At 49.4% G+C, this 23,065-nt stretch carries 18 protein-coding genes and 1 tRNA gene; 9 read left to right on the top strand and 10 right to left on the bottom strand.

The genetic code is table 11. The features are described from left to right. Positions 1–22 precede the first annotated feature (22 nt). Positions 23–1,765: an agmatine deiminase family protein gene (locus tag J4F31_05205; protein ID MCE2495958.1), complete on the top strand. Its 1,743-nt coding sequence runs from the start codon at positions 23–25 to the stop codon at positions 1,763–1,765. Between the two features lie 133 nt (positions 1,766–1,898). Next, positions 1,899–2,318, top strand: coding sequence for a DUF1801 domain-containing protein (locus J4F31_05210; GenBank protein ID MCE2495959.1), 420 nt, complete (start codon positions 1,899–1,901; stop codon positions 2,316–2,318). Positions 2,319–2,550: 232 nt separating this feature from the next. Here J4F31_05210 and J4F31_05215 read toward each other — a convergent pair whose 3' ends face one another. Continuing rightward, positions 2,551–3,795 carry an ABC transporter permease gene (locus tag J4F31_05215; protein MCE2495960.1) on the bottom strand — a complete coding sequence of 415 codons (1,245 nt, stop codon included), beginning with the start codon at positions 3,793–3,795 and terminating at the stop codon, positions 2,551–2,553. Between the two features lie 68 nt (positions 3,796–3,863). Here J4F31_05215 and purH point away from each other — a divergent pair, with 68 nt between their 5' ends. From purH to rodA, 6 genes are read left to right on the top strand one after another with little or no spacing between them, the layout of a single operon-like run. Continuing rightward, a complete protein-coding gene (gene purH, locus J4F31_05220) occupies positions 3,864–5,384 on the top strand; it encodes a bifunctional phosphoribosylaminoimidazolecarboxamide formyltransferase/IMP cyclohydrolase (GenBank protein MCE2495961.1) in 1,521 nt (506 codons plus the stop codon). 43 nt (positions 5,385–5,427) lie between these two features. Beyond that, positions 5,428–6,453 (top strand): rod shape-determining protein, encoded by a 1,026-nt coding sequence (locus J4F31_05225; GenBank protein MCE2495962.1) that lies wholly within the window; start codon positions 5,428–5,430, stop codon positions 6,451–6,453. Between the two features lie 22 nt (positions 6,454–6,475). Next, a complete protein-coding gene (gene mreC, locus J4F31_05230) occupies positions 6,476–7,306 on the top strand; it encodes a rod shape-determining protein MreC (protein ID MCE2495963.1) in 831 nt (276 codons plus the stop codon). Beyond that, positions 7,299–7,805, top strand: a complete 507-nt coding sequence (gene mreD / locus J4F31_05235) for a rod shape-determining protein MreD (protein ID MCE2495964.1) — start codon at positions 7,299–7,301, stop codon at positions 7,803–7,805. The genes mreC and mreD overlap by 8 nt, the downstream gene beginning before the upstream one ends. Continuing rightward, the gene (gene mrdA, locus J4F31_05240) at positions 7,802–9,670 is read left to right on the top strand and encodes a penicillin-binding protein 2 (protein ID MCE2495965.1); all 1,869 of its coding nucleotides are present in this window, start codon (positions 7,802–7,804) and stop codon (positions 9,668–9,670) included. Before mreD ends, mrdA begins: the two co-directional genes overlap by 4 nt. Beyond that, positions 9,657–10,919 carry a rod shape-determining protein RodA gene (gene rodA / locus J4F31_05245; protein MCE2495966.1) on the top strand — a complete coding sequence of 421 codons (1,263 nt, stop codon included), beginning with the start codon at positions 9,657–9,659 and terminating at the stop codon, positions 10,917–10,919. The genes mrdA and rodA overlap by 14 nt, the downstream gene beginning before the upstream one ends. Positions 10,920–11,124: 205 nt before the next feature. On the opposite strand, the gene J4F31_05250 is transcribed toward rodA, so the two are convergent. Genes J4F31_05250 through J4F31_05280 form a run of 7 tightly spaced genes read right to left on the bottom strand, consistent with a single transcriptional unit; the run spans position 11,125 to position 18,720 of the window. After that, a complete protein-coding gene (locus tag J4F31_05250; GenBank protein MCE2495967.1) occupies positions 11,125–13,302 on the bottom strand; it encodes a peptidylprolyl isomerase in 2,178 nt (725 codons plus the stop codon). A gap of 59 nt (positions 13,303–13,361) precedes the next feature. Continuing rightward, complete coding sequence (locus J4F31_05255; protein ID MCE2495968.1) at positions 13,362–14,624, bottom strand: HlyC/CorC family transporter; 1,263 nt, start codon at positions 14,622–14,624, stop codon at positions 13,362–13,364. Then, positions 14,621–14,836 carry a hypothetical protein gene (locus tag J4F31_05260; protein MCE2495969.1) on the bottom strand — a complete coding sequence of 72 codons (216 nt, stop codon included), beginning with the start codon at positions 14,834–14,836 and terminating at the stop codon, positions 14,621–14,623. The genes J4F31_05255 and J4F31_05260 overlap by 4 nt, the downstream gene beginning before the upstream one ends. Further along, the gene (gene lptC / locus J4F31_05265) at positions 14,820–15,386 is read right to left on the bottom strand and encodes an LPS export ABC transporter periplasmic protein LptC (GenBank protein MCE2495970.1); all 567 of its coding nucleotides are present in this window, start codon (positions 15,384–15,386) and stop codon (positions 14,820–14,822) included. Before lptC ends, J4F31_05260 begins: the two co-directional genes overlap by 17 nt. A 1-nt stretch (position 15,387) precedes the next feature. Continuing rightward, complete coding sequence (locus tag J4F31_05270) at positions 15,388–16,704, bottom strand: hypothetical protein (GenBank protein MCE2495971.1); 1,317 nt, start codon at positions 16,702–16,704, stop codon at positions 15,388–15,390. A gap of 14 nt (positions 16,705–16,718) precedes the next feature. Continuing rightward, positions 16,719–17,990: a hypothetical protein gene (locus J4F31_05275; protein ID MCE2495972.1), complete on the bottom strand. Its 1,272-nt coding sequence runs from the start codon at positions 17,988–17,990 to the stop codon at positions 16,719–16,721. Next, positions 17,974–18,720, bottom strand: a complete 747-nt coding sequence (locus J4F31_05280) for a type III pantothenate kinase (GenBank protein ID MCE2495973.1) — start codon at positions 18,718–18,720, stop codon at positions 17,974–17,976. Before J4F31_05280 ends, J4F31_05275 begins: the two co-directional genes overlap by 17 nt. A gap of 82 nt (positions 18,721–18,802) precedes the next feature. Here J4F31_05280 and J4F31_05285 point away from each other — a divergent pair. Then, positions 18,803–18,875 (top strand) — tRNA-Phe (locus J4F31_05285). A gap of 56 nt (positions 18,876–18,931) precedes the next feature. On the opposite strand, the gene J4F31_05290 is transcribed toward J4F31_05285, so the two are convergent. Beyond that, on the bottom strand, positions 18,932–20,845 hold the full coding sequence (locus J4F31_05290; protein ID MCE2495974.1) for a choice-of-anchor L domain-containing protein: 1,914 nt from the start codon (positions 20,843–20,845) through the stop codon (positions 18,932–18,934). 2 nt (positions 20,846–20,847) lie between these two features. Further along, positions 20,848–22,989 (bottom strand): choice-of-anchor L domain-containing protein, encoded by a 2,142-nt coding sequence (locus tag J4F31_05295; protein MCE2495975.1) that lies wholly within the window; start codon positions 22,987–22,989, stop codon positions 20,848–20,850. Positions 22,990–23,065 lie beyond the last annotated feature (76 nt).

Raw genomic sequence — 23,065 nt, forward strand, 5'->3', positions numbered from 1 at the left:
GCTATATCTTATTTTTCGACCTATGAAAAGTACTATCACCCTTCTTTGTCTGGTTTTTACCTTTATCGTATCCGCGCAAAACGAGGCCCTCCCACGTTATATGACTCCGGCCGAAACTGCGGCCATGAGGAGCTACACGCTTCCGACCCCAGAGGGCATACCCACTCCTCCACCCGGCCCAATTCGCACCATGGCCGAATGGGAAGAGATCGAATACCTCACCATCACCTGGACCGGTTGGACCGATATTCTTGCGCAGATCGTAGATGCGGCTCAAGAAGAAGTAACCGTGATCATCACTTGTAACGACAGCAACAGCGTGATCAACAACCTGGCCTCCGACGGCGTTCCGAATCTAAACCTCCGTTTCATAGAACAGGGATTCAACTCAATTTGGTGTCGCGACTACGGACAAAACAGCGTTTATTTGAACGATGTCGACAGTCTGGTACTGGTCGACTGGATCTATAACCGTCCGCGACCCCTCGACGACCAAGTTCCGGAGGGAATCGCCAACGAATTCAACTACGCCATCTACAGTTCCACCGTAGCGCCGAACGATTTGGTGCACACGGGAGGTAACTTCATGAGTGAAGGAACCGGACTGGGGTTTTCAAGCAATTTGGTCGTTGACGAGAACGGACCACTCGGCCAGTTTAATCAGACCGTCAAGACCCCGGCTGAGGTCGATTCACTCATGAAGGGCTACATGGCCATAGACCCCTATGTGCGTATGGATGAACTTCCGTTCGACATCATCTCACATATCGACATGCACATGAAGCTGATCAACGAGAATACTCTATTGGTCGGTGAATTTCCACTCGGGGTGTCGGACGGACCCCAATTGGAGGCTAACTTGCAATACGTGCTCAGTAACTTTACCGCACGCGACGGAAATCCGCTCCGTTTGATCCGCATCCCTATGCCCCCAAGCACCGGTGGCAACTACGCGCCCAATGCGCACTACCGCACGTACACGAACAGCATTTTCATCAACAACACCGTGTTGGTTCCCACCTACCGCGAAGAATTCGATACCACGGCGTTACGTATTTACGAAGAATCGTTGCCCGGATACAACATCGTACCGATCAACTGCGAAAGTATTATTCCGGCCGCCGGCGCCCTGCATTGCATTACACACAGTATCGGTGTGCGCAAGCCTCTCCTGATACAACACTGGAACCGAGACACCATCGTGTACAATACTTCAATCTCAATTGAAGCGGAGATCCGGCACAGCAGTGGTATCGCCTCGGCCACCATGTACCTCCGCTATGCCGGCAGTGGCACCTTCAATGCGTTCCCCATGACCAACACTTCAGGCGATACGTGGTCGGCCTACGTGCCCATAGTTGTGACTCCATTGGAGCCTTACGACAAGATCGAATACTACTTCGAGGCCACATCGAACAGCGGCAAAACGCAACTTCGGCCCATGCCGGCTCCAACCGGATACTTTTCGACCATACTGCAGCATCCGATCGCGCTTGAAGAGCTCGAACCGGAATTAAAAAATGTATATCCCAATCCGGCTTCGGCCATCACCTGTGTACCTGTTGTAACACCTGCAGGCGGATACGGAAAAGTGGAGCTATTGAATGCCCAAGGACAAATCGTTGCCACGCTTCACGAAGGTGACTACCAAATCGGCACCAACCGCTTCTTTTTCGATGCGCGCGGCCTCTCGGCCGGATGGTTTGTCGTACGGGCGGTTGTAGACGGTGCAGAGTTCAACCAGAAGATAGCCGTAAGCTTCTAACCGTAGCTGAACTTCGTTGATTGATTGATTGTGAAAACGGCAAACCATGTATCCGGTAAGGTGTAAATGATGCCTTCAATACATACACGGGGGTTGGGGGTGGAATCGAAACTAACTAAAAACTAAGAACTCCTTGACCCTTCATTCCGACCCAGAAGTAGACAAAGTATTTAACGCGTATCCGGAGCACGTCCGTGGTAAGCTTGTCTACTTACGTGAGCTCATTATTGATACCGCTCGTGAGACAGAAGGAATTGAGTCACTCGAAGAAACTTTGAAATGGAGCGAACCGAGTTACCTTGCAAAGAAAGGAAGTACGTTGCGGATCGACTGGAAGTCCAAAACACCCGATCAATACGCCATGTATTTCAAGTGTACGAGTCGATTGGTAGATACCTTTAAGACCGTTTACAAAGAACAATTCAACTACGAAGGAACGCGAGCTATCGTCTTCAACATGGATGACGAAGTGCCCGAAAAGGAACTAAAATCCTGCATCCGAGCGGCGCTGAGATATCATGTGATTAAGCATGAGCCTTCGTTGGGGATGTGATTGGTTGATTAAGAAAGTTATTGGTTAATGGGATTAATTGTCCCCCGCTGGGGGTTGTGGGTGGAGTATTAGGGAATATTGACAACGTCAATGTGAATTCGCGCTTCGCGCGAGTAAATTCCTACGGAGTTAATAGCGATTTTACTCGCTCGCAGAGCGAATTTACTTAGGCAAAGCCGAAATGGACTTGCGAAGCCAATTAAGCCTTAATAATTCAGAACTAAGAATTCCATTAAATCCCTGTCCGGATCGCCTCTACCGGATCGAGACGAGAAGCCGTGAAGGCCGGGACGAATCCGCTGATGATGCCAATAAGGGCCGAAATACTTACTCCCATGATAACGTTCCCGACGCTCATGGCGATATTAAAATCGGCTGTTAACCTGACCAGTGTCGCTCCACCAAAGACAAGAAGGAGTCCGACGCCACCACCCAAAACGCAAAGGAATACGGATTCGAAGAGGAACTGCAGAAGAATGAATGAATTCTTTGCCCCGAGTGCCTTTTGAATTCCGATTTGATTGGTTCGTTCTTTGACGGAAACGAACATGATGTTCGCGATACCGAACCCACCCACGAGAATTGAGAAACCTCCAATAATGGCTCCGGCAGCGCCAATGATATCGAACAAGCCCTCTATTCCGGCCGAGACGACACTGATCTCATTCAGTTGGAAGTCGTCCTTGGCTTTAGGCTTGAGTCGGCGCACGTTGCGCATAACTCCGCGAAGCTCGTCCTTAAGTTGTGCTGCCGCGACATTGGGTTTGGCCTTGGCCATGATCAATGGATTGCTATGATCGGTGTCGATAAATTTCATAAGAAAATTGATGGGCACCACCGCTAGGTCGTCCGGCGAATTCCCGAACATGCTATTCCCCTGCTCTGCAAAAACGCCGATCACGAAGAGCTTTTGGCCCATAATGCGGATCTCTTTGCCTACGGCTCCTCCCTGAGGAAAGAATTTCTCGGCGATATGCGCACCGATCATGGCGAAGTTTCGCCCAGTCCTAAATTCGAGATCGGTGAAATAGCGCCCTTCGGTAAGGTCAAAATCCCACATGAGGTCGTAATCCTCACTTACTCCGAAAATACCTGCCCGATCGATCGAATTACCTTCGTATTTAATGGTTACCGTGCGCGATGCACCAAAAGTCGCCGCCATGAGGCTAGGTGTTTGTCGCTGAACAACTTCCAATTCATCGTACTTAACCTCGGGCCGTTTCATATACTCCCACCATTCGTACTCACCGCCGCCGCCGCCCCATGGCCATTTTTGGATATAAACGACGTTATCGCCCAAAGAATTGAGATCGGACCGCACGTTGCGCTCCAATGAATCGACTACCGTAAAGACCGCTATAATGGCGAATATACCGATGGTCACCCCCAGTAGCGATAAGACGGTGCGGAGGCGATTCACCGCCAGTGCATGCAAGGCGAACTTGATGCTTTCGTTCAGTAGACGCAGGTAGATCATAGTGTCAAATATAGCGAAGTGCTGGTCAAATTGTTACCTTTGGCCTCCTGAAAAGAACCCCCAACTTCATGGCTGTCAAGAATATCAAAACCGCCCTCATCTCGGTATTTCACAAAGAGGGGCTGGAGCCGCTCATTCAACTGCTCCACCAGCACGGCGTACAACTGCTTTCGACGGGCGGAACCTACGAATTTATCATGCGTCACGGAATTCCCTGCGAAAAAGTAGAGGACCTGACGTCGTATCCTTCGATCCTCGGAGGACGGGTAAAGACCCTTCACCCTAAGGTGTTTGGTGGAATACTGGCTCGTCGTTCGCTTCAATCGGACCTCGGACAACTCGAAGAGTACAGCATTCCGGAGATCGACTTGGTGATCGTGGATCTGTATCCTTTTGAGGATACCGTCGCCGGTGGAGCTTCTGAAAAAGACATCATCGAAAATATCGACATAGGGGGAATTTCGCTAATCAGGGCCGCAGCCAAGAATTTCAACGATGTGGTAATTGTTCCATCGCGTCGCGATTACGACTATCTCCAACGCATTTTGGAAGAAGGCGATGGAACTACGACCCTCGAACAACGCAAGTACCTCGCGGGCCGAGCCTTCAATATCAGCTCGCATTACGACACCGCTATTTTCCATTACTTTCAGCACTACGAAGACCAGAGCTTCAAACACTCGATTCCGGCCGCGCACACCCTCCGCTACGGCGAAAACCCACATCAGCACGGTGTTTTCTACGGCGACCTCGAAGGTATGTTCGACAAGCTTCACGGCAAGGACCTGAGCTACAACAACCTGTTGGATGTTGATGCTGCGGTGAACCTCATGAACGAATTCAACAATTGCACCTTTGCTATTCTCAAGCACAACAACGCCTGCGGAGTAGCTAGTCGCGAGTGCTTGCTCGACGCGTACAAAGATGCATTGGCGGGCGATCCGGTTTCCGCCTTCGGCGGGATTCTCATCACCAACGAAACATTGGACGTTGAGACCGGGGAGGTCATCAACGAACTCTTTTGTGAAGTGGTGATCGCACCGGCCATCGTGCCGCAGGCACTAGAGATATTGAAGAGTAAAAAGAACCGGATCATCTTGATCCAGAAGGAGGTTACGCTTCCGAAAAAACTCTTCAGAACTACCCTCAACGGGGTGTTGGAGCAGGATCGAGATATCGTGACGGACCGCAAGGAGGAGATGGAGACCGTTACGAAAATTGATCCGACCGAGGAGCAATTGAGCGACCTCGAGTTTGCGAGTAAGATCTGCAAACACACGAAATCGAATACGATCGTTTTGGCGAAAAATGGTCAGTTGTTGGCCGGTGGCACAGGACAAACGAGTAGGGTCGACGCGCTCAAGCAAGCTATCGAAAAGGCACACGGATTTGGCTTCGACCTCAATGGAGCCGTCATGGCGAGCGATGCCTTTTTTCCATTTCCCGATTGTGTGGAAATTGCGGATAAAGTCGGAATTACGGCGGTGGTGCAGCCCGGCGGGTCGATAAAGGACCAGCTCAGCATTGACTATTGCGACGAGCATGGAATGGCCATGGTATTCACGGGAACTCGCCATTTCAAGCACTAATTTTTCTACTTTTAGCGTTCGACTAACGAAGCAAGGGGGGACGATGGGATTATTTGATTTTATGACGCAGGACATTGCGATTGATCTAGGAACGGCAAACACCCTGATCATTCACAACGACAAGGTGGTGGTTGACGCCCCTTCGATCGTAGCAGTGGACTCGTACACGCGTAAAGTGATCGCCGTTGGACGCGCCGCACAGCAGATGCACGGAAAGGCGCACGAAGGAATTAAGACCATTCGACCATTGAAGGACGGTGTGATCGCCGACTTCAACGCTTCGGAACACATGATCCGGGAAATGATCAAGAACATCCCGGCACTCAAGAACAAGTTTTTTGCCCCGAGTTTGCGCATGGTGATCTGTATTCCATCGGGGATCACCGAAGTTGAAAAACGAGCCGTGCGCGACTCTGCGGAGCACGCGGGAGCCAAAGAAGTTTACCTGATCCACGAACCTATGGCGGCGGCCATCGGTATTGGGGTTGACGTAACCGAACCCAAGGGAAACATGATCATCGATATCGGTGGAGGTACCACTGAGATCGCGGTTTTGGCCTTGGGCGGTATCGTAGCTGACAAGTCGATCAAAGTAGCCGGTGACGTCTTTACGAGCGACATCGTTTACTATATGCGCGCGCAACACAATCTCGCCGTAGGCGAAAGAACCGCAGAAAAAATAAAGATCGAAACAGGAGCCGCGACCGAGGACCTCGACAATAATCCGGAGCCTTATGCCGTGCAGGGGCGCGATTTGCTTACCGGAAAGCCAAAAGAGGTTACTGTGACCTATCAGGAGATTTCAAAGGCGCTCGATAAATCGATCATTCGGATCGAAGACGCCATTATGGAGGTGCTTTCGATGACGCCACCTGAGTTGGCTGCCGACATTTACAATACAGGTATCTATATGGCCGGTGGAGGTTCCATGCTGCGCGGGCTGGATAAGCGAATTTCGCGAAAGACCGAGTTGCCTGTATTCATCGCCGAAGATCCGTTGCGTGCCGTAGTACGCGGAACCGGAATCGCCTTGAAAAACATCGACAAATTTACGTTCTTAATGCGTTAAAGTTGTAGGCCGTTTTTCATTTATGCGCAGCATCCTTATATTTCTATATCGCTATCACATCACCTTGACCTTCATCGGGTTAGAGCTTCTTGCGCTGGTCTTGATCGCGCGAAATCACAGCTTCCATGGGAGCGTTTTTTGGAATGGCGCCACGCAGGTCACCGGCCGACTCTACGCTTCGGTCGATTACTGGCGCGAGTATTTCCACTTGCGCAAAAGCAATAACCTGCTGGTCGAAGACAACGCGGAGCTGTACAGTCGTCTTCCCGAGGCGGAATTCGACCACCATATCAAGCGGGTCCTACGGACCGATAGTACCCGCGAGCAGCAGTATCAGTTCTTTGGCGGCAAGGTGGTCAATGCCACGTATAACAAGCGCAACAACTACATTACCATTAATCGCGGTCTCAGGCACGGGGTTCGCCCGCGGATGGGAGTGTTCAACACCAAGGGTGTCGTGGGTATCGTAAAAAGCGCGTCGAAGCACTATTCGGTCGTGCTGCCGATCTTGCATCGCGATGTAATGATCTCGGCCAAGTTTCAGGGGAGCGACCACTTCGGCATATTGCAATGGAACGGTCAGGATCATCGATTTGTCAAGCTGCGCGACATACCCGTTCACGCCAAATTTGAGCGGGGTGACACCATCATCACCAACGGCTTTTCGAACATCTTTCCGGAAGGGATCCCATTGGGAACCATTGCCAACGCTGAATTGGTTCCTAGTACCAATTACTACGATATTACGGTTGAGCTCGCCACCGACTTCGGCCAGTTGAGGTATGTATACCTCATCGAAAATAAGCTGAAATGGGAGCGCGATTCACTTGAAAACGCCACGATCAATGAATAAGCCCAGACTACATATTCTGCGGTTCATCATTCTGATCCTCGCGCAGATCGCCTTGCTCAATCAGGTTCAGTTCAGCGGATACGTGAATCCCTATCTGTATACCCTCTTCATCTTGTTGCTCCCACCCCGAATCAACAGATTCTACCTGCTCATTATCGGCTTCGGAACGGGATTGATGATCGACATATTTATGGGGAGTTACGGATTGCATGCCGCGGCGACCACCCTGATGGCTTATTTAAGGCCTTTCGTAGTTCGGCTCTATGCTGTACGCGGTGAAGACAAATGGGAATATCTGGGATTGTCGACCATGGGAACCGTTAAATTCCTTAGTTACACTCTAATATTGGTCTTCGCTCATCACCTACTCTTATTCTTTCTGGAGGCCTTCCGATTCTCGGAGTTCTTCACCGTTCTCGCTCGAACCCTACTCAGCACTGTATTTACGGTGGTCCTCATATTTCTCATTCTGCTCATCTTTAACAGGCGAATCGAATGACCCAGGGCGATGTATTTGAGCGGAGGCGATTACTGGTTTACCTGGTCGTACCGGTCATGGGCCTTATATTTCTCGTGCGTTTGTTTTACCTCCAGGTGATCGACGATCGCTACAAACTCAGCGCCGAGAGCAATGTATTGCGTGCCATCACCCTCTACCCCGACCGAGGCTATATCTACGATCGCAACGGAAAGCTCATCGTCAGTAACCAGCCCGCCTACGATCTCATGGTGGTCCCTCGAGAGGTCAATGACCTCGATACGGCGGCCTTTTGTGCCGATCTTGGAATTGATTCCCTACAGTTCGTTGTGCAATGGAGCACCCTACGCGGGCGGAAGGGGTACTCCTACTACAAGCCGAGTGTGTTCATGAAGCAGATCAGTAGAGAGCAATTCGCCGGCCTTCAGGAAAAGCTGTTCAATTACCCTGGATTCTACGTTCAAAAACGCACCCTCCGCCAGTACCCGTTCGCCTCCGCGGCGAACGTTCTCGGATTCGTTCGCGAGATATCGGAGAGCGCGCTGCTCAGCAACCCGGAGTACGCCCGTGGTGATTATATCGGTGGGGCCGGAGTTGAACAGAGCTACGAAGACGCGCTGCGGGGTAAACGAGGTGTATCATACCGAATGGTCGATGTACATAACCGGGAAAAGGGATCGTTCCAAAATGGAAAGTACGACACCCTACCGCAGCCGGGAGCCGAGGTAATGACCACCATCGACATTGAGCTCCAACAGTACGCCCAAGGCTTGCTGCACGAGAAAAGAGGCAGTATCGTTGCTATAGACCCTCAAACGGGCGAGATTCTGGTCCTGGTGAGTAGTCCGACCTACGATCCAAACTTGTTGGTTGGACGTGTACGCAGTCAGAATTTCAGGGAACTCGATGCCGACACTTTGAACCTTCCGATGTACGATAGGGCCGTGTTGGCCGAGTACCCTCCGGGGTCACCTTTTAAGATCGTCAATGCCTTGATCGGACTTCAAGAGGGAGTACTGACTGAATCGACGGTACAGTACTGTAACCACGGATGGCGATACGGATCACTTCACGTGGGCTGTCACAGTGATCCCGGGGCTTATCGGCTCGACAAAGCCATTGTTGCTTCGTGTAACGCCTACTTCTGCTCTACGTACAAGGATATAATCGAGAATTATCCATCAGCAGCCGAAGGAATGGATGCTTGGAGTGAGCATGTGAAGAGCTTTGGGCTGGGGAAATTCATGGGGAACGACTTGCCTACAGGTCGAAAAGGGCACGTACCGGATGCCGCATACTACAACCGTGTTTATCCGCCCGGATCGTGGAGGGCGGTTACGACGATATCCAACGCCATTGGCCAGGGAGAGTTATTGGTAACTCCGATCCAACTGGCAAACCTATCGGCAACGATCGCCAATCGAGGCTACTACTACACCCCTCATATCGTGAAAGCGATCGATGGAAAACCCATTCAAGACACCAACTTCACCGTTCCGAAATACACGACCGTTGAACCGCGGTATTTTGATCCGATCGTTGAAGGCATGCACGGTGTGTACACCGACACGGACGGAACGGCCTACTGGTCTCAGATCGACGGTATCGACATATGCGGTAAAACGGGTACAGCGGAGAACCCACACGGACAGGATCACAGTATTTTCATTGCGTTTGCGCCAAAGGATAATCCGAAGATCGCCCTGAGCATTTTCGTTGAGAACGGTTATTGGGGTTCGCGATGGGCGGCTCCGATGGCCGGCTTGATCATCGAGAAGCACTTGCGCGATAGTATTAGCAAGCCGGCTATGGAGAAGCGGATGCTGGATGGAAGTCTGAAAGAGGAATACGAAAAACAAGCACAGAAGATCCGTGAGGAACGATAAGAATCCATTTGCGAATATCGACTGGGTGATCGTGGCTCTTTACGGTGTCATGGTGCTTCTCGGGTGGGTCAACATTTACGCCGCGGTGTACAACGACGAATTCGCCAGTATTTTCGATATGAGTCAGAAGTACGGGAAGCAATTCCTTTGGATTCTGACTTCATTGGTTTTAATTCTGCTCATCGTTATCGTAGACGGCAAGTTCTTCAAGACCTTTGCATATGGCTTGTATGGGTTGATGATGGCCGCTCTGCTGGGTGTACTGTTCTTCGGAAAGGAAATCGCCGGAGCGAGGTCGTGGTACGCATTTGGCGGCTTCAGCTTGCAACCTTCGGAATTCGCGAAGTTCACCACCGCTTTGGCCTTGAGTGCCTTTTTAAGCGGGATGAATCCCTCTTTGGCGACTTGGCGCGACAAGGTATACGCATTGGGGATCATTGCTTTGCCGATGATCCTAATTGTACCGCAGCCCGATCCTGGATCGGCGTTGGTATTCACTGCTTTGTTCCTGGTACTGTACCGCGAAGGACTCAGTGGCAATTACCTCGTCATTGGCGTATCGGCAGCCGTATTGTTCCTGTTGGCCTTGCTAATAGATCAATGGTGGCTTAGCGGGCTCCTTCTGGCCGCAGGCCTTGCATTCATTTACATTACGCGCCGAACCAAGCGAGCGTGGATTTTTATTTCCCTGTTGACGATCGGAGCCATTGGTTTTACCCAAAGTGTGGACTATGCCTTTGAGAATATTCTGGAGGACCGGCATCGGAACAGGATCAATATTTTGCTGGGGAAAATGGAGGATCCGCAGGGTGTCGGTTACAATACCGAGCAAAGTAAGATCGCCATTGGGTCGGGTGGATTCTGGGGCAAGGGCTTTTTAAATGGGACTCAGACCAAGTACGATTTCGTTCCGGAGCAGAGTACCGACTTTATTTTTTGTACGGTTGGTGAGGAATGGGGCTTTATTGGCTCTTTTGTGGTCGTGGTGCTCTTCGTGGCCTTAATTCTTCGGGTGGTATTCATTGCGGAGCGGCAACGGTCTCATTTCAGTCGGATCTATGGATACAGCGTGGCAAGTATACTGTTTATTCACTTCGCTATTAACATTGCCATGACCATTGGCCTCGCACCGGTGATTGGGATTCCTCTACCGTTTTTCAGCTACGGAGGATCGAGCCTTTGGGGCTTCACCATCTTGCTATTCATTTTCGTGAAGCTGGATGCTTATCGGATGACCATTCTTAGGTAGCGGTTTCGCAATAGTTGGATGGTCGGATGGTCTAATGTCCGCAGGGATTTATGTGACTATTTTGAAGATAGATTTTTAACCAATGACACACTTTAGTGAACACTCCCAATGTTCATGGTTCATAGTTCATGGTTCACGGTTCGTAGCCAAAAAAAGAAACCCCGCCGGAAGCCGGCAGGGTGTCATCACAAAACTGAAAAATCTCTTACTGGAAACGAGCGCGATTATCAACGATGTTCGCTTGGGCCTTAAGACTTTCGAACAATTGGTTAGTCACACGCGAACCGTACTGGCTACCGATTTGTGAGATCTGTGTAGAGTAATCGGTTTGTGGCGCGGCTTCGGTACGACCCGTAACTTCGATAACGAAAACTCCCGAGTTGCCGACGATTGGAGCAGAAAGCGTATTCACCGGCATGGTCATTGACTTTGCAGCGATTAGCGGCTCTGAACCTACGCCAGAAACACTATTGTTGGCAAACGTTACACCTGATGCCGAAATAACTTGAGTTCCGAGGCTCTGAGCCAAGTCGTCCAAATTGCTCGCCCCTTCCATTTCTTTACTAAGCATTTCGCCTTTCTTTTCACGGATGACTCGGGTCTCCACCTGGTCGCGAACATCTTCAATGGATGCATATCCCTCTTCTTTTATATTGGTGAGAATAGCAACGACCACTTGGTTTTGAACATCGAAAATATTCACGGCACCTTCTTCGATCCCATCCTCGAATGCCCAACGCACGATTGCACGGCTATTCGGAATTCCAGGTACTGCTTTGTCGAGTGGCCGCAAGTTCGTTGCCGGGCGAATGTCTTTACCGAGCTCTTGAGCTTTTGCGCGGAAGGCATCTACATCATCTGCAGAACCCGCTAGGTCACTACTTTGTGCGTACAACCTGTCTTCCGTTTCGTTGGAAGGAAGAATACGCTGATCGAGGATACCCACTTTAGCAACAGGGCCTTCACCACCTTGATCGGTAATTTCGATTACGTGGAATCCAAACTCCGTAACGACCAATCCAATATCTCCTGTATTGTTACTAAACACGTAATTGTTAAAGTTGGTCGTCATCATTCCGGGTTGGAACCAGTCGAGATCTCCACCTTTGGTTTTGCTTGGGCCATCTGAATACTGTGCAGCTAATCCGGCGAACAAAGATGGGTCGTTCTTAACTACGTTGAACAGACTGTCGGCCAAAGATTGGGCCATTTGAGGTGAACGAACAACTTCAGGCGCGGCGCGCTCCGCCCCCTGAAAAGCGATCAAGATGTGACGTGCACGGACAGAGTCGGGTTGAACTCCTTTCTCGATCAGCTTTACTGCACGGAAATAGTCTCCGTCTTTGAAAGGACCGTAGATAAATCCGGGCTCGTTTGCGAACATGATAGAATCGTACCGCGCATCGAGCACCCCTTCGCGGAACCACTCCCCGAAGTAACGACTCTGCTCGCTATTTGCATTGATAAAGGCCGAGTCGTCTTCAGTGTTGATGAATCCACGGAGTGTGTCGTTCGTTTTGGTTTCACTGTTGTACACGATCTCATCGTTCATAAGAGCGTTGAACTCAGCTGCCGCAGCATCGATGTCGGCCTGTGAAGGAACGATGTCAAAAACGACATACTCGATATCACGAGCGTTTTCTTGTTTGTAAAGTTCCTCCTTATGCTGGTTGTAGTAAGCTTTAAGGTCAGACTCTGAAACACTGACAGAGCTGTCACTGATCGTCGTGAAAGGACGATACACCATGCTCAAGTTGGCGGTGGTGTTTCGCTCGCGATATTGCATTTCGGCTTGGATCTTCGTAGCTGATATTCCAGCCGCGATCAAATTGGTATACTTGGACTGAAGCTGGTTCGTATACAATTGATCTTCAAACGATGTCCATTGCTCCCAAGCCTCTTGCATTTGAGGATCGTTAGCACGCTGTTCTTCCAACATGCTGATATATTGACGCACCAACTGCTCATCGAATTGACCGTTGGACTGAAATCCTTGGTTACCTGTTATGCTTTGATTCGAAATGATCACGTCCCAAAGCTCTTCACTGGTCACTTGAATACCCAAATCTTCATATTGAGCGCCCATAACGTGTTCGCGAAGAATCTCATCGTAAGTGATATCCAGGAATTGATCCCGAGAGGCGTTCGTTAAACCTGCATCTCCTGAAGAGGCGATGTAGTCGTCGATACGCTCCTGTACGCGGCGATTGAATTGGATAGAGCTGATCTTTTCTCCGTCGATCTCTAAGATCGTATTTCGGTCGCGCTGCAGAATGGAACCCCCTGAGCTGAGGAAGTCGGTCAGAATAAAGGCAAGCATGGCAAATCCCACAATTCCGATCAAAAGACCCGAACGCTTGCGGATGCTCTGTAATGTGGCCATTCTTATGGTTTTAAATTAAGGCCACGAAGATACAAGTATTGAGAGAATTTTGAAAACCCCTATTCTTCCTCTTTTACCCTGAGTATCACTTCGTCAATTCGGGTATTGTGTGAGCTTTTAATAGTGAAGATAAATGGGTTAATTACAATGACCTCATCCTTTTCAGGGATACTCTCATAGTGGTGCGTAATGAGGCCACCAAGGGTTTCATACTGTTCGCTCTCAGGAAGGTCCAACTTGTACTTTTCATTCAGGTAATCTATCTCGTGTCGGGCGCTGAACAAGTATTTGTTCTCAGAAAGAGTTTCTTCGATCAGATCTTGACTATCGTGCTCGTCTTCGATCTCCCCAAAGATCTCTTCGATTACGTCTTCAATGGTGATTAGCCCGCTGGTACCCCCGAATTCATCCAAAACGATGGCCAAACTCTTTCGTTCCCGGATGAGTAAATTCAGCACTTCGCTTGCAGGCATAGATTCAGGAACCATTGAAAGAGGGAGAAGAATAGAGCGAATCTGCTTTGGCTTCTTAAAGAGTTCGAAGCTATGCACATATCCAATGATATTATCCAAGTTTTCCTTGTATATCAATATCTTACCCAGCCCCGTATCGATGAATCGTTTTCGAAGTTCTTCGATGCTATCTCCAACTTCCATAGCAACCAACTCGGTTCGCGGCACCATGCATTCACGCGCCTTCACCTTTCCAAAGTCGAGCGCATTTTGGAATATCTGGACTTCATTCTCCACATCGTCGCGACTATCATCCTCGGTATGCTGACGTACGTAATTATCGAGATCGATTCGACTGAACATCGGTTTTTCGTCATTGGCATCGGCTCTGAAGATGACCTTCAACAGGAATCTAGAGATCCCCATAATGAGTCCGACCACGGGAAAAAGAACGTAGTACAACAACAACACTGGAAGGGCGAAAATGCGCAAGAGTTGGTTGGAGTACAAAGCGAAGATCGCCTTGGGAACATACTCCGCCAAGATCAGGATCACCAATGTGCTGAACAGAGTTTGAATCAACAATACGGCTACGTCATTCGCCAAGAACCTGTACAAGGTGGGTTCGATCCACTGCGCCATGAAAATACCATAGACGACCAAGGCAATATTATTACCGACCAACATGGTCGCAATGAACCTGCTCGGTTGAGTCATCAGATGCGACAATAAGCGCGACGCGAAATCGCCCTGCTTGTTTTGTAGTTCTATCTGAAGCTTATTAGAAGAGATATAGGCGATCTCCATTCCTGAGAAGAAAGCGGAGAAGAGAATAGATGCCAGTACAATGGCGATCAATGTTGAAATCATAAGCCGTCTTGATCGTTCCTATCGTTCATACGCTGCTCCATTCGGATGCGCTGTTTACGACGGAACCAATACATAAAGATAGCGAAAACGAGAAAGGCTCCGAAAATCCACTTCTTGTTGCCGGGAGTATTCCACAAGCGCACCAGTTCAACGACTGAAACTGCCGCGATAACGACCCACATGATCTCAATGACCTTAATTGCTGCTTTCATCTTCTGAAATATCTATTACTCCGGCCGGTTTTTTGATCTTGTACCACGAAAAGGTCTGATTTGCCTCTAATCCGTAGCCGGTCAGTTGTTCCGTTTCTGTTGTGATTCTAACGAATTCTTCGGTATGAATCAACTTATTGTTCTCATCCCAGGTCAATTGCTCGGTTTGCAGCATTTCCCCTTCTTCGTTCACGACAACGACATTGCGTTGTGCATCGGTGATTCCTCTGTCTTGGTACTGTATAGCGTATTCTGCACTCATACGAGTAGTGACTTCACCTACAGCGTTGTAGAACTCAACTTCAAGACCCTCGGGATATTCCACATAAGGCTTTTCGATATCGGAGTACCTGGCGATCTGAGGAGCATTGAGTTTTAACCGTATAGAGCCGCTATCACTGTACAGCACCTCTATATCGTATGCGAGCTCGTCGGGCACCTCTTTTGGCGCCCCCTGGCCCATAACTCTTGGGTCGGGCTTAGAGCAAGAAAAAAGCATTGCCGCCCCTAAAACGACAATGCTCCCATTATATCTATTAACCCAGTTCAAATTACTCGCGGTCAGGGAAACGCACGGTCGCAGATTCATTGATCCAGCAACCCACCTGCACCGTGCTTGCCTCGTGCTTTCCAAAGTTGAAAGCGGTAGTGTAATCCGGTGCATACTGCGTGTAAGTATTGATACGTTGGTTGGCCTTTTCGGCCGCTGATGGATCGATACTCTTCGCATAATAGTACTTGTCCAGGGCAGCCCAGTATACAGACTTTACTTCGAGCTCATTGGTACCGCATCCCTTTGTTGCCCCATACAAATCACCGATGAGGATAAAAGGATCACCCCAACCTGTGCGATCATTTGCAGCTTTCAAAGCAAATGTACGAGCTGAAGCACGCTGTCCAAGTTTTTGGTAGGCTTGAGCGATCTTCAAATTCGTTTCGGCTCTACGATTGGCGTTTGTATCAAGGGATGCGGCCAACTGGTAGTACTCAACCGCTTTGCCCCAGTCTTCACGGGTCATACTCATGTTACCTATAGCGATACCGGAGATCACCCCGGGATTCAAACCGAACATCTGAGCAGAAACTTTATAGTACAAGTCGCTATCGGTACATTCTTTACGCTCGAGCAAATTGGCAACACGGGTAAGACGGTACTCGTCGGCCGCGAAGTTATCATAGTTCTCTTCGAAGAGTGGGATCAGGTCCTCACATTCGAAAAGCGGTCCCAACATTCCGTTGATCCCATTCTGAGCTTGCTCGTAGTACTTCATGTGCTTCTCTTCACCAAATTCCAGGTTGTAATCGATGTATCCCATCGTATTCTGATAGATATCGATGAGCTCGAGCTTGTCGATCTTGTCGGCGTTGTACATCATAGCGCTTGAACGCACGTAGTTGAATAGATCGGCCGCACCTGACTCGCTCTCTTCGGCTTCGATACTAGCTTTCAACAAAGTATATGCTTCTTCAAAGGAAGAATCACGACGAAACTTCATAAGGATGTCCGCTTTTTCGCTTTGAACATAGCTCAACTGGCCAGGGTAGTACTGGTCTCTGGCATCCCAGACCATCAACAGGGTATCGACCAACCCTTCTATTACGGCCGGATTATCCTCATTAGCTTTCAATTTCGCATGGAGCAAACGAGGCCCAATAATGTAGATATTCTTGCTTGAGGCCGGACAATTATCGAACGCCCATTTCCAAGGCTTGTATGCATCAGCATAATTCTTTGCCTTGTAGAATTCGTAAAATACCGAAAGCTTTTCCGAACAAGTCAAACTATCGGTACCGTAGCTTTGGGCTTGGGCCTTTCCGAAAGAAAAGGTGAGAATCAGGGCCATCCCAAGGATGATCTTCTGTTTCATTTTATTGAAATTAATTAGTCTATTTTTCTCTTTGTAAACCATTTATCGTTGAGTGACAGACCGATCGTAAACCGGGAATACCGCTCTCGAATCAAGTCGTTCTCCAATGTTCCCTTCTGCCCTAACTGAACTCCAAAGTTCAAAGTTGACAAGGACTTATTGAGGAACGGTATAGCTAGTCCAAAGGTCATGCCGGCATCGTTGATGACCTGACCGCGTAGCTTTAAATTCGTTGCCCCGTAGTAAAAACCGGCTCTATACTGCACTCGCGCCCAGTAGTTTCCGACCGAGCTCCAATTGGGTACCCAATAACCACCTACGGCAAAACGGTAACTATTGTTCAAAGTATCGCCGATCCCGTACTTGTTGTATTCGCTCCAATTCTTGAACTGGTAATCCGCTCCCACGAACCACGCGTTGTTCTTACCAAAACCGACCCCAACACTACCTTCGATCGGATAGGCTATGCTCCCCAAGACCTCATTCTGGCTGATCAGCGTATCTTTTATACTGATTTTATTCAAAATAGTTCCGGTATAGCTGTAGCTTAAATAGTCGCTTTCAACAGATAGTTCGGCCTCAGGACCGAGCGTTGCGCCAATGGTCAAATACTTCTCGTTACCGAGATTGGCCTTATACTGAAGTCCATAACTGAGGAAAAAGTTCGACACTCGTAAAGTTGACAGTTCACGTGTGTTATAATATCCGGTTGAATCGAACTCGATGCTGCTCGAGCGATCTTGCCGCCCGAAAACATAATTGAGGTTTACTCCAATGCTCAATCCCTTGATCGGCATGTACGATACGCCGGAAGTAAAGAGATTCACTCCTCCCGATCCCGTATAGTAGTAGTTTACACCACCGATATCGTCCACTTCTTCTTTTGAACGAAGGTTGTATCCCAAAGTAGTGTATGGATAAAGGGTAAAGCCCGCGCCGAATTTTTCTCCGAGAGGGAGTCCAATCGCGATATGGCTCAAGTAGGTCGAGCTATTCGTTTCTGTAATGTTCGAGGTAGCGAATTGCGTGAACGAATGAATGGCGCCAAATTCGAATGCCGTAAGCCTTAAATGCGCGTAACTAGCCGGATTGCTCGGATTCACGTGGAGTGAGTCGATCATAGGAGCGAGTAGACCGCCCATTTGTTGATTTTGACCCAATCCATAGAATTGCACTTCGCCCGGTCCAAATCTAGAGTATGGACTAATGGAACTGGTTTGCGCCCATGCCGTTCCGACAGGAAGCGTGAGTACAAGTGCAAAAAGTAACTTATTTAGTGCGCGCATGGTGCCCATAAATCGCGTTCAACCCGCGTAGAACGTAAAACGGGTCGGCAAAGATGCCCAATTTTTCAGTCGATTCAAAGTAAGGCGCATCACCGCCAGTTAAAATAATGTTAAGTTCGGGGTGTTCTTGCCTGGTTTCGTTGACATACCCACTTATTTCTAGTTGCCAGCCTTTTAATGCGCCTGTCCAGAGCGAATCGTTGGTGCTTTGCCCAGGCCAGCGAAAGGTATCCGACCGGAGCTCCACATGTGGCAATCGCGCCGTGAAGGCGCTCATTGCTTTTAATCGCATAGCGAGCCCCGGACTTATAGCTCCGCCCACATAGCGTTGACCTGGGGCAACGAGGTCGTAGGTAATACATGTACCGCAGTCGATGACCATCGACCATTCCTCGGGGTAATCCATGGCGGCAGCTACAGCAACGGCCTTGCGGTCGACTCCTAGGGTTTCCGGTGTCGAATACCCCATGTTCAAAGGGACTTGTGTATGCGCATCTATTAAGAAGACGGTATATCGGCCTTGGAGGTTGCGCAGAAAGGGTTCGGGCGTTTGGCCGGTTGATGCGGCTACCACATGCTCGACCTTTTGACCGCGAATCCATGGTTCCAGATCGACGAGGGTCGGGTCCGCAAATCGCCCGCTATCAGTCAAATGAACCCCTTCAAAAGCTCCGTATTTCAGGCTCGTATTTCCCCAGTCAAGCACCAAGGTTCTCATAGATCGAGACATTAGAACGCGAAGATAGCCAAATTATAGAGGTCCGATTTGGAGTTTCTGAGAAGAAAGAATTACATTTGCGCCCCTCTACACTGGTACCATAGCTCAGTTGGTAGAGCAAAGGACTGAAAATCCTTGTGTCCCTGGTTCGAATCCGGGTGGTACCACAAAAAAGCCGCGCTCAATGAGTCGCGGCTTTTTTAATTCTGTTCAGTTGACAACCCTAGTCACGGAAGAGGTTTATACTCCCTTTGCGCTCTTCTTCTCCCGGAGCGCGAATGACGTAGTAGTAGGTTCCTTCAGAGCAATCGGCACCGGTGTTGTTCACCTTTCCGTTCCAACAGCCAGAGTCGCCATTATTCACGCAACCACCGCCGTAATCGGTACTCGTAAAGACCGTTTGTCCCCAGCGGTTGAAAACATACACTTCGGTATTCGGGAACTTATCGAGATTCTCGATCCAGAAGTAATCGTTATTCCCATCCCCGTTGGGAGTAAATACATTGGGCACTTCGAACTCACAAATCTCAGTATTGATGGTCACTTCAACTGAATCGCGAGATCCACATTCGTCGAATGCCAGAGCGGTATAACTCACCATTCCCTCTTCGGGTTCTATAACAAAGGTCGAACTGTCCGTGATCAAGGTACCGTCGATATCGTACCATCCAAAGGTAACCGCTCCACCTCCGCCGGTGACAATTGCGTTCAGAGCTTGTAAATCTCCCAAGCAAAGATCGTAGTTCGTAACTCCGACCTCTACATCGACCGGCTCGACATCAGACAATAAAGTGACATTGATCGAGTCGGTCAAAGTAAACCCAATACACGCATCCGTCATGGTGACCACATAAGTAGTGCTCGTCATCGGGGAATCTTGCAAGTCGAAGCCTGCGCTAGTTTGTCCGTTGTATTGCCAGTCGAAACTGATCGGTGCTACACCCCCGGAAGGCTGAAAATAGAGGTATAAATCTTCCGGCCCACATAGCGTGGTGTCGGGACTTCGGTAATCTAATTTGAGTGAGTCAATATCCCTTAATAACAGCCCGATCTTCACAGGCTGGAAGCCCAGACAGGCGTCTTGAAAAGGAAACTCTATGAAAATGGTTTCATTCGGTTCATCAACGCCATCCCAGAGACCCGTCACAGTAAATTGGATGCTATCCGAACCAGCCGGAATCAATAGTTGAGAAGGGGTGATCACGTAATCCACTCCTTGAGTTGCCGTACCTGTAAGGGTGTACGGCGCAATCGAATCAGTAGGAGTTACGCGGTTCAATTTTACGGTGACCAAGGCATCTCCACAACCTTCGAGTATTGTGGTATCGTTTTCGGTATAGGACGAAGTCGAAACGGATGTCACTGTTGCGCCATTAGAAGAGAAACTCGCTGCCTCCATGAACACCCCTGAGTCGTATGAGAAGTCACCTGCATCGGCAATGGCGATCTTGATGTGATAGGGCTGGCTACAAATTACGGGTGCAAGTGCGGTCAACGGCGTCGTAAAGCCATCGTACTGAACCGAGGTTCCACCTGTATTGTCGATATAGTACTGGGGGTTGGACCCAATATTCACGTTGTCGATCGTAACCGGAACCGTAGTACCTGGAATCAACGCAATGTTCTGATCGACGTAGTTACCCCCGGCCGGGTTCGGTCCTGAGATGAAAAAGGCAAAAACATCGTTAAACAATGAGTTCACGAATTCAGGGTACTCTTCCGATCCAAAAACGAAGCGGAAGCTCGCCGTATCGCTTTCGGGAATAAAGTCGAACTCCAGAACCGAAGCGTCATTCGTCGTATTCGTGGTCAACAGATCGAGCTGTGCATCTCCCGGCAGGTTGTTGCTGGTCGATTGAGACCCAATGTTGTTCGGTCCTACCGCATTGGCAATATCGCCCGTTGTGATCACGATACCACTATCAAGCCCAATGTTGGAGTTTGTTCCATCAAAAAAACCGATCGCGTGGGGAGCACCCAAGAACGTGATGTTGGAGGTCTGAATCCCCTGTCCGATCAGTACGCTGTCCACCAAGTACTGTACGGAGTTGTACGGCGCCACATTCATGGTCGTCAACTGACCGAAGGAAAGTGCCGACACAAAAAGCGCCGCGATGAATAGAAAAGTTCTCTTCATAGTTATCTAATTACTTGCACGTAGCCCGAGTATTGGGGCACCTCGGAGGTCAACGGCAGTTTCAATTCAATCCGGTATAAATAGGTTCCTTGCGGCACGAGCTCACCGTTGTGCGTACCATCCCAAGGTTGATTAACATCGGTAGTCTCGTAGATCTGCTCTCCCCATCGGTTCCAAACCTGCATGTAGTAATTACTGAACCCTTTGCCCGTTCCTCCAAACACCTCATTGTTGCCATCGCCATTCGGAGTAAAGGCATTGGGAATGTAAATATAGAATTCTGAAATAACTTCCACTAATTGTGAGATAGAATCAACACAACCATTTGGACTCCAAGTGGTCAGCCACACGTCAAAAAATCCGGCCTGATCGTACACGTGGGTCGGATTTTCATCAGGCGAAGTGGCACCGTCACCAAATTCCCAAAGGAATTGAGTGGCATTTGTGGTTTGGTTATTGAACGCTATCGATTGGTTTGTAAGCTGTGTGAAGATGTAATCCGCCTGCGGCGGGATTTCCACCTCTACCGGTGCGATCGCACTTACTTGGTTACCACAGGCATCACTAACATCGACTCCAACAGTGGTCGTCGCTGTAGGGTACCAACCAAACGAAGTGTCGACCACTCCATTGCTCCAACTAATGGTCAATGGGGGTATACCGCCCGTGATGTTCGCTTCGGTGAACAGCGAGTCTCCCTCACAAATGAAGGCACTATCCAAGCTCACCGCCAAGGGTGGATAGTTGGGTACCTCTATGGTGAAGGTATCTACGGCCAATTGGGTATCACAGGTATCGCGAACCTCGACTATGTAGGAATTCGTTGTAGTCGGCGCAAAGGTCCTAATGGAGTCCTGAGACCCATCGTCCCACAAATACCTAAAATATCCGAAACCGCCCGTGCCCTGTGCTTGAACCGTGATCGAATCGCCTCCGCACGCTATGGTATCGGGCAGGTCTATGATACCGAGCGGAGGTTGGTCTATGATGGTCAGCACGATGGTATCGGGCAGGTATGTGGTACAATCGGTAACAATACTGTCGGTGTACACGATGATGGTTTCCAATCCCTCTGGTAATCCGTCGGCGAAGCTCGTGAAAGGAATTTGCAATGTGGCGCTATCGGGCAATATGATGATGGTATCGGGCAGTAAGTTGTAATCGACTCCGTTTGTTGCTGTTCCCCCGAAATTCAAAGGCACAATGAGCGAGTCGTCCAGTGCACCGGTACGCAAGAGTTCGATGTAAGCCGACCCACAACTTTCGATCAGTGCCGTATCGGTTAGTCCTTGAGTAAAGGACGCAATGGTGTTGATGGTGAGCGTGGGTGAAGTAAAACTGCCGGCCTCGATGAATACCCCGGAATCGAGAACTCCATCGCCACCATCGGCAATCCCCATGCGTATGGTATATGTAGCTCCACAAACCACATAGGCCTCGGCCTGCATCGGAATGGTGAAGCCATCGTACTGAACCGTGACGCCGCTTCCGGTACCGGTGCAGTTATACGACGGCGCACATGCAGTGTTCGATGGATCATTACAGATATACTGGGCAGAAAAATTTTGGCAGTTCAGTGTGTTGATGGATACAGGAACGGTCGTAGCACCAATAATCGCTAAGTTCACGCTGTTGTACGTACCTCCGTTAGGATCCGGTCCGGTCAAAAGGAAAGCGAACACATCGTTCACCGTGCCGCCCACATACTCCGGATATTCTTCGGAACCGAAGACGTAATTGAATCTGAGGGTGTCGCTTTGGGGCACGAAGTCAAATTCCAGAATTGCCGCATCGAAGGTTGGAAAACCACTGTAAACTGTAAGGTCAGGGTCACCGGGCTGCCCATTTGCACCGGTCGTTCCACCATTTGTATTGGGACCAATGGCATTAGCTATGGTTCCGGAGGTAATGACGATTCCAGAGTCGATACCGATGTTGCTGTTCATGCCATTGAAGAAGCCAATGGCTACAGGTGCACCCGCGTAGGTCCAATTCGATGTTTGAACCCCGGCACCAACCAATACATTCTCAACGAGATATTGAGGCGTATTGTACGGAGCCGCATTGTTGACGACCAACTGGCCCATCGCGCCGAGAGGCGCCAAAAAACATAGCGTAACGACTAGAAGTAGAGCTTTTTTCATAAACCGTTCAACGAGGGTATGTAAAGGTAACGAAATAATAGAGATGTGGATTGGCATAGAAACCTGGTAGTCTCTA

This window comes from Flavobacteriales bacterium (genome assembly GCA_021296215.1).
In the GTDB taxonomy this organism is placed as follows: domain Bacteria; phylum Bacteroidota; class Bacteroidia; order Flavobacteriales; family ECT2AJA-044; genus ECT2AJA-044.